Source organism: Klebsiella sp. FDAARGOS_511 (assembly GCF_003812845.1).
Taxonomy (GTDB): Bacteria; Pseudomonadota; Gammaproteobacteria; order Enterobacterales; family Enterobacteriaceae; genus Klebsiella; species Klebsiella grimontii.
Genome location: NZ_CP033824.1, coordinates 913,274 through 926,666, shown reverse-complemented (window position 1 = coordinate 926,666; position 13,393 = coordinate 913,274). Strand labels below are relative to the sequence as shown.

Sequence of the window (13,393 nt, the reverse complement as noted above, 5' to 3'; positions counted from 1 at the left end):
TGGGACCAGTTAAATAAATTGATGTAATTTGATATAGAACAATGCGCTGGGATTCCTTTTTATATGGGAATTTTTAAAAGTGTAGAACAAAAATGATTAAAAAAACGACTTTTGATGATGAATGCGTTTCTCAATTAAGTAAAATATCTCGCATCACATTCCGGCTCTTCACCCCATAGCGATTCATAATACGCCTGTGGTGTCATGTTGATGCTCACCTCGCTATACTGCTGATAACTGAAGGAGATAGTCGCCACCGAGCGGAGGGCATATGCATCTTGAGCGCGTCGAAATAGTCGGTTTTCGCGGCATTAACCGTTTATCGTTGATGCTTGAGCAAAATAACGTGCTGATTGGCGAAAATGCCTGGGGTAAATCCAGCCTGCTGGATGCCCTGACGCTACTCCTGTCGCCGGAGTTTGACCTTTATCATTTTGTTCGGGAAGATTTTTGGTTTCCGCCCGGCGATATTCAGGGGCGCGAGCATCATCTGCATATCATTTTGACCTTCCGTGAAAATGAACCCGGCCGCCATCGGGTACGACGCTATCGCCCTCTCAGCAACTGCTGGGTGCCCTGCGACGACGGCTATCAGCGCGTTTTCTATCGCCTCGAGGGGGAGCTTGCTGATGACGACAGCGTAATGACCCTGCGTAGCTTTATTAATGGTGAAGGGGAAGCGCTGGAGCTTGACGATATTGATGAACTCGCCCGTCACCTGGTGCGGCTGATGCCGGTTCTGCGGCTGCGCGACGCCCGCTTTATGCGACGGATCCACAACGGCACTGTTCCGCATTCGCCGCAGATCGAAATTACCGCGCGCCAGCTTGATTTCCTCTCCCGAGAACTGGTGCATCATCCGCAAAATTTAACCGATGGGCAGATCCGCCAGGGGCTGTCGGCCATGGTGCAATTGCTGGAGCACTATTTTGCCGAGCAGAGCAGCGCACAGTCGCGTCATCGCCTGATGCGCCGTCATTCACATGATGAACAGCGCAGCTGGCGCTACCTGGACATCATTAACAGGATGATCGACAAGCCCGGCGGGCGCAGCCATCGGGTGATTTTATTGGGACTGTTTTCTACGTTGTTGCAGGCGAAAGGTACGGTGAGACTCGATCGCGATGCGCGGCCGCTCTTGTTGATTGAGGACCCGGAAACCCGTCTGCATCCGATTATGCTTTCTGTAGCCTGGCATTTGCTTAATTTACTGCCGCTGCAGCGGGTGACGACGACGAACTCTGGCGAACTGCTGTCATTAACGCCCGTCGAGCACGTTTGCCGGCTGGTGCGCGAATCTTCACGGGTATCTGCCTGGCGGCTGGGTCCCGGCGGGATGAATGCCGAAGACAGCCGGCGCATCGCTTTTCATATTCGCTTTAACCGCGCTTCATCGCTCTTTGCCCGCTGCTGGCTGCTGGTCGAAGGGGAGACCGAAACCTGGGTTATCAACGAGCTGGCCCGCCAGTGCGGCCACCATTTTGATGCAGAAGGGGTGAAGGTGATTGAGTTTGCCCAGTCGGGATTAAAACCGCTTATCAAATTCGCCCGGCGAATGGGTATTGAATGGCACGTGCTGGTGGACGGCGATGAGGCCGGGAAGAAATATGCCGCCACCGTTCGCGGGCTGTTAAATGACGACAAAATGCTTGAGCGCGACCATCTCACCGCGCTACCGGCGATGGATATGGAGCATTTTATGTACCGCCAGGGCTTCGACGATGTTTATCATCGGGTGGCCCAGCTGCCGATGAATATTCCCATGAATATGCGGCGGGTGATCACCAAAGCGATCCACCGTTCGTCAAAACCGGACCTGGCGATTGAAGTGGCGATGGAGGCCGGGCGTCGCGGGGTTGACGCCATTCCGGCGCTGTTGAAAAAAATGTTTTCCCGCGTGCTATGGCTGGCGCGCGGGCGGGCGGATTAGCGCCGACCGCCGTTTACCTCTCTCTGCCGGGAACTCTCCCGGCACGCCTTGATCCGCGCGACCTTCAACTTTGGTTAAACAAAAATTAAGCGCAGCTAAAAATGCGCGTTATTCTATTGCCGCATTTAGATAGAATTGTTGCGGGTTCTGCGGGTTAAAACATCAGGAATTTTTATGAAATTAAATGGAAAGCGCAGGAAAGTATGGTGGCTGCTGGCGATTGTCGTACTGGCCCTCGCCGTCTGGGGATGGCGAATTCTGAATGCGCCGCTGCCGCAATATCAGACGCTGGTTGTACGCAAAGGCGACCTGCAGCAGAGCGTGCTGGCGACCGGTAAGCTGGATGCGTTAAAAAAAGTTGACGTCGGAGCCCAGGTTAGCGGACAGCTAAAAACGCTGCGCGTTGAGATTGGCGACAAAGTCAAAAAAGATCAACTGCTGGGGGTTATCGATCCCGAGCAGGCGGAAAACCAGATTAAAGAAGTTGAAGCGACGCTGATGGAGCTGCGGGCGCAGCTCAACCAGGCCCGTGCGGAGCGTAAACTGTCTGCGGCGACGTTGGCCCGCCAGCAGCAGCTGGCGCAGCGCCAGTTAGTCTCTCGCCAGGACCTCGATACCGCCGCGACTGACTTAGCGGTCAAAGAGGCGCAAATCGGTACGATTGAAGCGCAGGTCAAACGTAATCAGGCTACCCTGGATACGGCCAAAACCAACCTCGACTACACCAAAATTTTGGCACCGATGTCCGGGGAAGTGACGCAAATCACTACCCTGCAGGGGCAGACGGTGATTGCCGCCCAGCAGGCGCCGAATATTTTAACCTTGGCCGATCTCAGCACTATGCTGGTGAAGGCGCAGGTCTCGGAAGCGGACGTGATTCATCTGAAGCCGGGGCAAAAAGCCTGGTTTACCGTGCTGGGCGATCCGCTGACGCGCTATGAAGGGACATTGAAGGATATCTTGCCGACACCCGAAAAGGTCAATGACGCGATTTTCTACTACGCCCGTTTTGAAGTGCCGAACCCGCAGGGCATCCTGCGTCTGGAAATGACCGCCCAGGTGCATATCCAGCTCTCGGAAGTGAAAAACGTCATCACCATCCCGCTGAGCGCGCTGGGTGAAGCCATCGGCGATAACCGCTACCACGTGCGTCTGCTGCGTACCGGTGAAGTTAAAGAGCGTGAAATCGTTATCGGCGCGCGTAACGACACCGATGTGGCAGTGGTGAAAGGGCTGGAAGAGGGGGATGAAGTGATTATCGGCGAAGGTGCGGCCGGAGCGGCGAAATGACGGCGTTACTGGAACTGCGTGATATTCGCCGCAGCTATCCTTCTGGTGAGGGCAACGTTGAGGTGCTGAAAGGCATTACGTTGAGCATTGCCGCAGGAGAAATGGTGGCTATTGTCGGGGCGTCCGGCTCCGGCAAATCCACGCTGATGAATATTCTCGGCTGTCTGGACAAACCGACCGGCGGTACCTACCGGGTCGCGGGAACGGACGTGGCTCGTCTCAACGGCGACGAGCTGGCGCGCCTGCGGCGGGAGCATTTCGGCTTTATTTTCCAGCGCTATCACCTGCTATCGCATCTGACCGCGGCGCAGAACGTCGAAGTTCCGGCGGTTTATGCCGGCGCGGAGCGTAAAGCGCGTCTGGCCCGGGCCCATGAGCTGCTGATTCGGTTGGGACTGGGCGACAGAGCTGAATATCAGCCTTCGCAGCTCTCCGGCGGCCAGCAGCAGCGGGTGAGTATCGCCCGCGCCCTGATGAACGGCGGGGAAGTGATTCTCGCGGATGAGCCAACCGGCGCGCTGGACAGCCGCTCCGGCGAAGAGGTCATGGGGATCCTTCACCAGCTAAAAGCGCAGGGGCATACGGTGATTATCGTCACCCATGATCCGCAGGTGGCGGCCCAGGCAGAACGGGTCATTGAAATACACGATGGTGAAATCGTGCGTAATCCGCCCGCGCTGGGGTCCGCCCACGGCGGCGTACTGCGTCAGCGTACGGCGGCTGAGCCATCGGCGTGGCGTCAGTTCAGCAGCGGCTTTCGCGAAGCGCTGGTTATGGCCTGGCGCGCGATGGCGGCGAATAAAATGCGTACGCTGCTGACGATGCTCGGGATTATTATCGGTATTGCCTCGGTGGTGTCGATTGTGGTGGTGGGCGATGCCGCGAAGCAGATGGTGCTGGCCGATATTCGCGCTATCGGTACCAATACCATTGATGTTTATCCCGGCAAGGATTTCGGCGATGACGATCCTCGCTATCAGCAGTCTCTGAAGTACGATGACCTGTTGGCTATTCAGAAACAGCCCTGGGTCAGTTCGGCGACCCCGGCGGTATCAAAAAGCCTGCGTCTGCGGGCTGATAACATTGACGTTGCCGCCAGCGCTGAGGGCGTGGGGTCACAGTATTTTAACGTCTACGGCATGACCTTCAGCGAAGGAAATACCTTTAACGAGCTTCAGCTAAATAGCCGCGCGCAGGTGGTGGTGCTCGACAGTAACGCGCGTCGACAGCTGTTTCCGCACAAAGCGAAAGTGGTGGGTGAGATCATTCTGGTCGGCAACATGCCGGCGACGGTGATCGGCGTCGCGGATGAAAAACAGTCGATGTTCGGCAGCAGCAAAATCCTGCGCGTCTGGTTACCCTATACCACGATGGCCGGGCGGGTGATGGGGCAGTCGTGGCTGAATTCCATCACCGTGCGGGTGAATGAAGGTTATGACAGCTCGATTGCCGAGCAGCAGCTGTTGCGTCTACTGGAACTGCGTCACGGTAAGAAAGATGTTTTCACCTGGAATATGGACAGCGTCTTGAAAACGGCGGAACGGACCACACATACATTACAGCTGTTTCTGACGCTGGTGGCGGTGATTGCGCTGGTGGTCGGCGGAATTGGCGTAATGAACATTATGCTGGTCTCAGTCACCGAGCGCACGCGGGAGATCGGTATCCGTATGGCGGTCGGTGCGCGGGCCAGCGATGTGTTACAGCAGTTTTTGATCGAGGCGGTGTTGGTTTGCCTGGTCGGCGGGGCGCTGGGCGTCACGCTTTCGCTGCTGATCGCCTTTGTTCTCCAGCTGTTTTTACCCGGCTGGGAGATCGGTTTTTCGCCGTTGGCGCTATTGACCGCATTTTTATGCTCCACGCTGACTGGGGTGCTGTTTGGCTGGCTACCGGCGCGCAACGCGGCGCGTCTGGACCCGGTAGACGCCCTGGCGCGCGAGTAGCGATAAAAAAATGCCAGTCAGAAGGACTGGCATTTTGCTGGCGGGATGTACACAATGAAGCAAAAGAGTTATGCGGCTGTTTCTGTTTCTTCAGCTTCAACAGGGACAATCACGCTGGCGTGGTTACCTTTTGGCCCCTGGTGAACATCAAACCGAACCGCTTGTCCGGCTTTTAGCGTTCTGTAACCATCCATCTGGATGGTGGAGTAATGGGCGAAAATGTCTTCGCCGCCGCCCTCAGGGCAGATAAAACCGAACCCTTTGGCATTGTTGAACCACTTAACAGTACCCATTTCCATACTTCGACATCCTTCGTAAATCTTATAAGTAAGATGGAATGAACCGGTAGTGGAGTGACGAGTTGTTCATTTGCTCGCCAACTCTCGCCACTACAATTTAGAGAAATCAGGAAATGCGTCAAGCGATTGACGCTGGGGGACGGTGAAAAATGCGTCAAAATTTGAAGCAGTTAACGCTATTGCCGGGGAATGTGACAGACGTCGCGGATGGAAGTAATAGATGATAATTATCTATGATCTATTGTAGATTTGTGATGTGCATAGCCTCTGGTCATCGACAGGCCACCGCCTGTTGGCAACAGCAACCGATGATGAACACTGACGATGAGTAAGAGAGACTGGTTGGACTTCGATCAGCTAGTAGAGGACGAAGTTAAGGATGCGCTTAAACCGCCATCTATGTATAAAGTGATATTAGTCAATGATGACTACACTCCAATGGAGTTTGTTATTGACGTGTTACAAAAATTCTTTTCTTATGATGTTGAACGTGCAACGCAACTGATGCTGACGGTTCACTATCAAGGTAAAGCGATTTGCGGGGTCTTTACCGCCGAAGTCGCCGAAACCAAAGTATCGATGGTGAACCAGTACGCAAGGGAGAACGAACATCCGTTGTTGTGTACGCTAGAAAAAGCCTGAATGCAGGCAATAAACTTGGGGGAGGTGCCTATGCTCAATCAAGAACTGGAACTCAGTTTAAACATGGCTTTCGCCAGAGCGCGCGAGCACCGTCATGAGTTCATGACCGTCGAGCACTTGTTGCTGGCGCTGCTTAGCAACCCTTCGGCCCGCGAAGCGCTTGAAGCGTGTTCAGTGGACCTGGTCGCGCTGCGTCAGGAGCTTGAAGCCTTCATCGAACAGACCACACCCGTACTGCCTGCAACGGAAGAAGAGCGCGATACTCAGCCGACGCTGAGCTTCCAGCGCGTCCTGCAGCGTGCCGTTTTCCACGTCCAGTCTTCCGGCCGCAGCGAAGTGACTGGCGCCAACGTTCTGGTCGCGATTTTCAGCGAGCAGGAGTCTCAGGCGGCCTATCTGCTGCGTAAACACGAAGTCAGCCGACTTGATGTAGTGAATTTCATCTCTCACGGTACGCGTAAAGACGAGCCGAGCCAGTCTTCCGATAGTAGCGGAAGCCAGCCAGGCAGCGGCGAAGAGCAAGCAGGCGGGGAGGATCGTATGGAAAACTTCACCACCAACCTCAACCAGCTTGCCCGCGTAGGCGGTATCGATCCGCTGATCGGTCGCGAGAAAGAGCTGGAACGCGCTATTCAGGTTCTGTGCCGCCGTCGCAAGAACAACCCGCTGCTGGTGGGGGAATCCGGCGTCGGTAAAACCGCTATTGCTGAAGGGCTTGCCTGGCGTATCGTGCAGGGCGACGTGCCGGAAGTGATGGCCGATTGCACTATCTATTCGCTGGATATCGGTTCGCTGCTGGCAGGCACCAAGTATCGCGGCGATTTTGAAAAACGCTTTAAAGCGCTGCTCAAGCAGCTGGAGCAGGACACCAACAGTATTCTGTTCATCGATGAGATCCACACCATTATCGGTGCGGGGGCGGCTTCCGGCGGGCAGGTCGATGCCGCTAACCTGATTAAACCGCTGCTTTCCAGCGGTAAGATCCGGGTAATCGGTTCGACAACCTACCAGGAATTCAGCAACATCTTTGAAAAAGATCGTGCCCTGGCGCGTCGTTTCCAGAAAATTGATATCACCGAACCTTCCGTGGAAGAGACGGTGCAGATTATTAACGGCCTGAAGCCGAAGTATGAAGCGCACCACGATGTCCGTTACACCGCGAAGGCGGTACGTGCGGCGGTGGAACTGGCGGTGAAATACATTAACGATCGTCATCTGCCGGATAAGGCGATTGACGTGATTGATGAAGCCGGGGCGCGTGCGCGCTTGATGCCGGTGAGTAAACGTAAGAAAACGGTTAACGTGGCGGATATTGAGTCCGTGGTAGCGCGGATTGCGCGCATACCTGAGAAGAGCGTTTCCCGCAGCGATCGCGATACGCTGAAAAACCTCGGCGATCGCCTGAAAATGCTGGTCTTCGGCCAGGATAAGGCGATTGAGGCCTTAACCGAAGCGATCAAGATGGCGCGCGCCGGGCTTGGCCATGAGCACAAACCCGTCGGCTCTTTCCTGTTCGCCGGGCCTACCGGGGTCGGTAAAACCGAGGTTACCGTACAGCTGGCGAAGTCGCTGGGCATTGAGCTGCTGCGTTTTGATATGTCCGAATATATGGAACGTCATACCGTCAGCCGCTTAATCGGTGCGCCTCCGGGTTACGTCGGTTTCGATCAGGGCGGGCTGCTGACCGATGCGGTTATTAAGCATCCGCACGCGGTGCTGCTGCTTGATGAAATTGAAAAAGCGCATCCGGACGTCTTTAACCTGCTGCTGCAGGTGATGGATAACGGGACGCTGACCGACAACAACGGCCGCAAAGCGGATTTCCGCAACGTGGTGCTGGTGATGACCACCAACGCCGGGGTGCGTGAAACCGAGCGTAAATCCATTGGCCTTATTCATCAGGACAACAGTCCGGATGCGATGGATGAGATCAAAAAGATCTTTACGCCGGAATTCCGTAACCGTCTCGACAACATTATCTGGTTTGATCACCTGTCTACGACGGTTATCCATCAGGTGGTGGATAAATTTATCGTCGAGCTGCAGGTTCAGCTGGATCAGAAAGGCGTCTCTTTGGAAGTCAGCCAGGAAGCTCGCGATTGGCTGGCCGAGAAAGGCTATGACCGGGCCATGGGCGCACGTCCGATGGCACGGGTAATTCAGGACAACCTGAAAAAACCGCTGGCCAACGAGCTGCTGTTTGGCTTACTGGTTGACGGCGGCCAGGTAACGGTGGAACTGGACAAAGAGAAAAATGCGCTGACCTACGACTTCCAGAGTGCGCAGAAGCACAAACCGGAAGCGGCGCATTAAGTTTCTGGTACCCAATGACAAAACCGGCCTCAGGGCCGGTTTTTTTATCTGCGCGCTTTTAGTTGTAAATGACGTAGAAATGAAAAGACCGGGAATTATCCCGGCCTTCAGCATCTGGCGCGCTAAGCGCGAAAACGATCAGCGACTACGGAAGACAATGCGGCCTTTGCTCAGGTCGTACGGGGTCAGCTCAACAGTCACTTTGTCGCCCGTCAGAATGCGGATGTAGTTTTTACGCATTTTACCGGAAATATGCGCAGTTACCACGTGACCGTTTTCCAGTTCTACGCGGAACATAGTGTTAGGCAGCGTATCAAGTACGGTGCCCTGCATTTCAATATTGTCTTCTTTGGCCATCTAGTCCTCTGGGGTATCACTACCGTAGTTTTGAACCGGCAAGATAATGCCGAAGTTCAGCAAGTATGTAAAGTTTTACGTCAAATCGCCGAAGTAGTTTTGGCGCATTACCCGTGATTCACGCGGATAAACCGGGTGACAGGCGCAAACGTAAAGGGGGAGTGACAGAACAATGGGTGTTATCTGACTCTTATTATTCCCAAACGGCGGCGGGGCAACGGGCAGAAGCTACTCTACCGCGCAATTATAACATCCCAACAAAAAATGTGCTGAAAACATTTACGCTTCTCCTGCAAATAGCACCCTCGGTACCCAGAATAGTTCCGGTAGACGATAAGTCCGCAGCACGGAGAGATAGTCGAGGTAATCGCGGCGAGGAATTTCCACTGCGCCCAGCGACGCCGTATGCTTATTCAGCACCTGACAATCGATTAATTTTCCGCCATCCTGTGAAAATACCTGGCTAAAGACCAGCAGCGCGGTTTTAGAGGCGTTTTCGGCACGGCTGAACATCGACTCTCCGCAAAACAGCGCGCCCTGCGCAACGCCATACATTCCACCGACTAAAGCATCTCCCTGCCACACTTCAATAGAATGCGCATGTCCCAGCTCGTGCAGCTGATGGTAGGCCTGAACGATTCCTGCCGTTATCCATGTTCCCTCATCGCGATGGTCGGCGCAGCCCTCGATAACCTGACCGAAGGCGTGATTCAGCGTGACGCGATAAGGCGAGCGCTGATGGAAACGCTTCATACTGCGGCTGAGATGAAATTTCTCTGGCCACAGTACCGCTCGCGGATCGGGGGACCACCATAAAATAGGATCGCCGGGTGAAAACCACGGAAAAATACCGCGCTGATAGGCCATCAGTAGCCGCGCCGGGCTAAGATCGCCGCCCAGCGCCAACAGGCCATTAGGTTCACGTAAAGCGCCTTCCGGGGAGGGGAAGGCGATGGAATGATGAGAGAGCTGAACCAGCCGCATTTTTACCTCAACGCATCAGGCAATGATTCAATAGTAGCCTACAGACGCTGCTTAAACTGGTAGTAACGCCCCTGTTCAGCCAGCAGTTCTGCGTGACTACCTTGCTCAATAATCTTCCCGTTGTCCATGACTATTATCTGATTAAAACGCGCCAGTCCACGCAGACGATGGGTCACCATTAATACGGTTTTTTCACGCATCACTTCTGCGAGTAAATCAAGGATTTGGCTTTCGGTCGTCGCATCGAGGCCTTCAGTAGGCTCATCAAGCAGCATGAGCGGGGAATCGTGAAGCAGGGCGCGGGCGATAGCCAGTCTGCGCAGTTCGCCGCCGGAGAGCTGACGGCCGCCTTCGCCCAGCCAGCTATTCAGGCCGCTATCGTCCAGTAATTTCGCTAAACCGACGCGCTCAAGCGTTTCGGCAAGCCGGGCATCGCTGGCGTTCGGGGAAGCCAGCAGCAGGTTATCGCGCAATGTGGCGCTGAACAGGTGCACTCGCTGCGGCACGACGCTCATCGCCTGACGCAGCGTTGCTTCGTTTAGCTGCGCCAGCGGCTGATCGTTGAGTAATATTTCGCCTTCCGCCGGATCCCATGCCCGGGTCAGCAGCTGCAACAGGGTTGATTTACCGCAGCCTGTGCGCCCCAGAATGGCGATATGTTCCCCGGCCTTGACCTGCAATGAAATATTTTCCAGCGCAGGGGAGGGCTGCTGAGGATATCTGAAGGTAACCTGATTTAAGCTCAACGAGACGCGATCCAGCTTCTGGTCTTTGCCCTGAGCGAAGCAGACTTCCGGCTCTTGCTCGGTGATTTGCGTGATGCGTTTTGCGGAAGCGATCACCTGCCCCAGATGCTGAAATGCGCCAGTAACCGGCGCCAGCGCTTCGAACGCCGCCAGCGCGCAAAAGACAAACAGCGCAATCAGCGCCCCTGGCTGAGTATCGCCGCCAACGCCCGCGGAGGCGAGCCACAGCATAGCGATAACCGCAATACCGCCAATCAGCAGCATCAGCGCCTGAGAGAGCGCGGTCAGTTCCGCCTGGCGACGCTGCGCATCCAGCCAATGCGCTTCTGTTTTTTCCATTTGCCGCCGGTAGCGATCGCTGGCGTTGAACAGCATGAGCTCCGCCTGTCCCTGCAGCCATGAGGTTAACTGCTGGCGATACTGTCCGCGAAGCCGGGTCATGCTTTCACCAGCGGGTTTGCCGGCGCGATAGAACAGCGGCGGCATCACCAGCAGGGTGAGCAGCATAATACCGCCGAGGGTCAGGGCCAGCGTGACGTCCAGCACGCTCAGTCCCACGGTGACGACCAGGATCACCACCAGCGCCCCTACTAGCGGCGATATAACGCGTAGATAGAGATGATCCAGGGTATCGACATCGGCAACCACCCGGTTGAGCAGCTCGCCCTGTCGAAAACGCGCCAGTCCGGCGGGGGAGAGCGGCAGCAGCTTGCTAAAGGTAAAGACCCGCAGGTGCTGCAGGACGCGGAAGGTGGCGTCATGACTGACCAGACGCTCAAAGTAGCGGCCTGCGGTGCGAATAATCGCCGCGCCGCGTACGCCGGCGGCCGGCAGCATATAGTTAAAGCTGTAGATGCCCGCTACGCCAACCACGGCGGATGCCGACAGGAACCAGCCCGACAGCGTTAATAGGCCAATACTGGCCAGCAGCGTCACGATCGCCAACACGATACCGAGCAGCAACAGCCATTTGTGTCGTTTGTAGAGCGCCAGGTAAGGCCACAATGCGCGCATTTAAATCTCCTCCTGACGATGGGCGAGTAGGGTCGCGAAAGGACCGCCTGCGGCCGCCAACTGCGAATAACTGCCTTGCTCAACAATTTGACCATCCTGCATAACCCAGACGGCATCCCAGTTCGCCAGGCCTTCCAACTGGTGGGTAACCATCAGCGTGGTTTGCTGTGTTGACGCATTGGTCAGCGCCTGCATCACCCGCTGTTCGCTATGCGCGTCAAGGCTGGCCGCTGGTTCGTCCAATAGCAGCAGACGACAGGGCACCAGCAGCGCGCGGGCGACGGCGACGCGCTGGGCCTGCCCGACCGACAGATGACCGGCCTGATCGCCAACAGGCGTATTAATACCCTGCGGCAGAAGGGTGAGGAACTCGCTGACCCAGGCTTTATCCAGCGCAAGCTGCAGTTGGGATTCGGTAGCATCAGGGCAAGAGAGCAGGACATTTTCGCGCAGCGTCGCCGCGGGCAATTGCGGATTTTGCCCAACCCAACTCAGGAGACGGCGCCAGCGGTCGGCGTCCAGGCTCTTTAACTCAACGCCATTGACCCTGAGAGAGCCATCATAGGGAAGAAAACCGGTTAACGTATTCAGCAGCGAGCTCTTGCCCGAGCCGCTTTGTCCAACCAGCACCACACGTTCCCCAGCGCGTAAGGAAAAACTCAGCGGTCCGGCCAGCACTTTTCCTTCGGGAGATTTAATCAGCACGTCGCGAGCTTCAAGGCTTACCATTACGTCATCGCTTAATGCCTTTTCCCCACGCTCTGCCTGCGCCAGCGGCGTTTCCATAAAGGTCTTCAGGCTATCAGCGGCGCCAATAGCCTGCGCTTTAGCATGATAAAAGGTGCCTAAATCGCGCAGCGGCTGGAAAAACTCGGGGGCCAGAATCAGGGCGAGGAAACCGGACATCAACGTCACCCCGGCGCCGTAATGGCCAAAGTTGAGCTCCCCCAAATAGGAGAAGCCAAAGTAAACGGCGACCAGCGCAATAGAGAGCGAGGTGAAAAATTCCAGTACCCCGGAGGAGAGAAACGCCAGGCGCAGTACTTCCATGGTCCGCTGGCGGAAATCTTGAGAGGCTTCGCGTATGTTGTCGGTCTCTGCTTCACCGCGATGAAAAATTCGCAGCGTTTCCATACCGCGCAGGCGATCGAGAAAATGGCCGCTCAACCGCGCCAGAGCGAGAAAGTTGCGTCGGTTGGCATCGGCCGCACCCATCCCAACCAGCGCCATAAACAGCGGAATAAGCGGGGCGGTGCCCAGCAGAATAAGCGCTGCAGCCCAGTTGACCGGGAAAATAGTGATGACAATCAGCAAAGGGATAGAGGCCGCCAGCGTCATCTGCGGCAAATAGCGAGCATAGTAATCATGCATATCGTCGATCTGCTCAAGGATCAGCGTGGCCCAGCTACCGGCGGGTTTCCCCTGTATCCAGGCCGGCCCCGCTTGCTGTAAGCGATCCAGAACCTGACGGCGGATCTCCAGTCGGATATGTTGACCTGCCTGAAACCCCACTTTTTCACGCAGCCAGACCACCCAGGCGCGAAGTACGAAGACCAGCACCAGTAGCGTAAAGGGCAGCAGCAGCGCCGTCGCGGGGATATTTTCCATAATCATGCGGTGAAGGATCCTCGCCAGGAACCAGGCCTGAGCAACGATCAACAGGCCGCTAACGACGCCCAATACTCGGGAAATCATCAACCAGCGACGGGAGATAATGCTTTGATCTTTTAACCAACGGGTTAACTCTTGTTGACGGGTTTTATTCATTGCGCGCTTAGCAGGTGTAGTTATGAGTTTTTTGGGCACGGCAATGTTACAACGGGGCAAAAATAAAGGCGACTTTTCGTCGCCTTCTTTACCTTTGTTACTGACTTG

Annotated in this window: 10 protein-coding genes; 5 read left to right on the top strand and 5 right to left on the bottom strand. The window is 55.6% G+C overall.

Annotated features, from left to right (window positions below; translation table 11 throughout):
• Positions 1-271 precede the first annotated feature (271 nt).
• From EGY08_RS05590 to macB, 3 genes are all read left to right on the top strand, one after another.
• A complete protein-coding gene (locus EGY08_RS05590) occupies positions 272-1,930 on the top strand; it encodes an ATP-dependent endonuclease (RefSeq protein WP_004130893.1) in 1,659 nt (552 codons plus the stop codon).
• A 174-nt stretch (positions 1,931-2,104) separates the two neighbouring features.
• Positions 2,105-3,220 carry a macrolide transporter subunit MacA gene (gene macA, locus EGY08_RS05585; RefSeq protein WP_004130894.1) on the top strand — a complete coding sequence of 372 codons (1,116 nt, stop codon included), beginning with the start codon at positions 2,105-2,107 and terminating at the stop codon, positions 3,218-3,220.
• Positions 3,217-5,163, top strand: coding sequence for a macrolide ABC transporter ATP-binding protein/permease MacB (gene macB, locus EGY08_RS05580; protein ID WP_004130896.1), 1,947 nt, complete (start codon positions 3,217-3,219; stop codon positions 5,161-5,163). The genes macA and macB overlap by 4 nt, the downstream gene beginning before the upstream one ends.
• Before the next feature lie 68 nt (positions 5,164-5,231).
• Here macB and cspD read toward each other — a convergent pair whose 3' ends face one another.
• Complete coding sequence (gene cspD, locus EGY08_RS05575; protein ID WP_004100627.1) at positions 5,232-5,462, bottom strand: cold shock-like protein CspD; 231 nt, start codon at positions 5,460-5,462, stop codon at positions 5,232-5,234.
• Positions 5,463-5,786: 324 nt separating this feature from the next.
• Between cspD and clpS the strand changes: the two genes are divergently transcribed.
• Together clpS and clpA are read left to right on the top strand one after the other, a co-directional pair.
• Positions 5,787-6,104 (top strand): ATP-dependent Clp protease adapter ClpS, encoded by a 318-nt coding sequence (clpS, locus tag EGY08_RS05570; RefSeq protein WP_004130898.1) that lies wholly within the window; start codon positions 5,787-5,789, stop codon positions 6,102-6,104.
• A 30-nt stretch (positions 6,105-6,134) separates the two neighbouring features.
• Complete coding sequence (gene clpA, locus EGY08_RS05565) at positions 6,135-8,417, top strand: ATP-dependent Clp protease ATP-binding subunit ClpA (RefSeq protein WP_004130900.1); 2,283 nt, start codon at positions 6,135-6,137, stop codon at positions 8,415-8,417.
• A gap of 138 nt (positions 8,418-8,555) precedes the next feature.
• Here clpA and infA read toward each other — a convergent pair whose 3' ends face one another.
• From infA to cydD, 4 genes are all read right to left on the bottom strand, one after another.
• Complete coding sequence (gene infA / locus EGY08_RS05560) at positions 8,556-8,774, bottom strand: translation initiation factor IF-1 (protein ID WP_002211347.1); 219 nt, start codon at positions 8,772-8,774, stop codon at positions 8,556-8,558.
• Positions 8,775-9,053: 279 nt separating this feature from the next.
• Complete coding sequence (gene aat, locus EGY08_RS05550; protein ID WP_049112133.1) at positions 9,054-9,758, bottom strand: leucyl/phenylalanyl-tRNA--protein transferase; 705 nt, start codon at positions 9,756-9,758, stop codon at positions 9,054-9,056.
• A 38-nt stretch (positions 9,759-9,796) separates the two neighbouring features.
• A complete protein-coding gene (gene cydC, locus EGY08_RS05545) occupies positions 9,797-11,518 on the bottom strand; it encodes a heme ABC transporter ATP-binding protein/permease CydC (protein WP_049112131.1) in 1,722 nt (573 codons plus the stop codon).
• The gene (gene cydD / locus EGY08_RS05540) at positions 11,519-13,285 is read right to left on the bottom strand and encodes a heme ABC transporter permease/ATP-binding protein CydD (protein ID WP_087830077.1); all 1,767 of its coding nucleotides are present in this window, start codon (positions 13,283-13,285) and stop codon (positions 11,519-11,521) included.
• Positions 13,286-13,393: the final 108 nt, after the last annotated feature.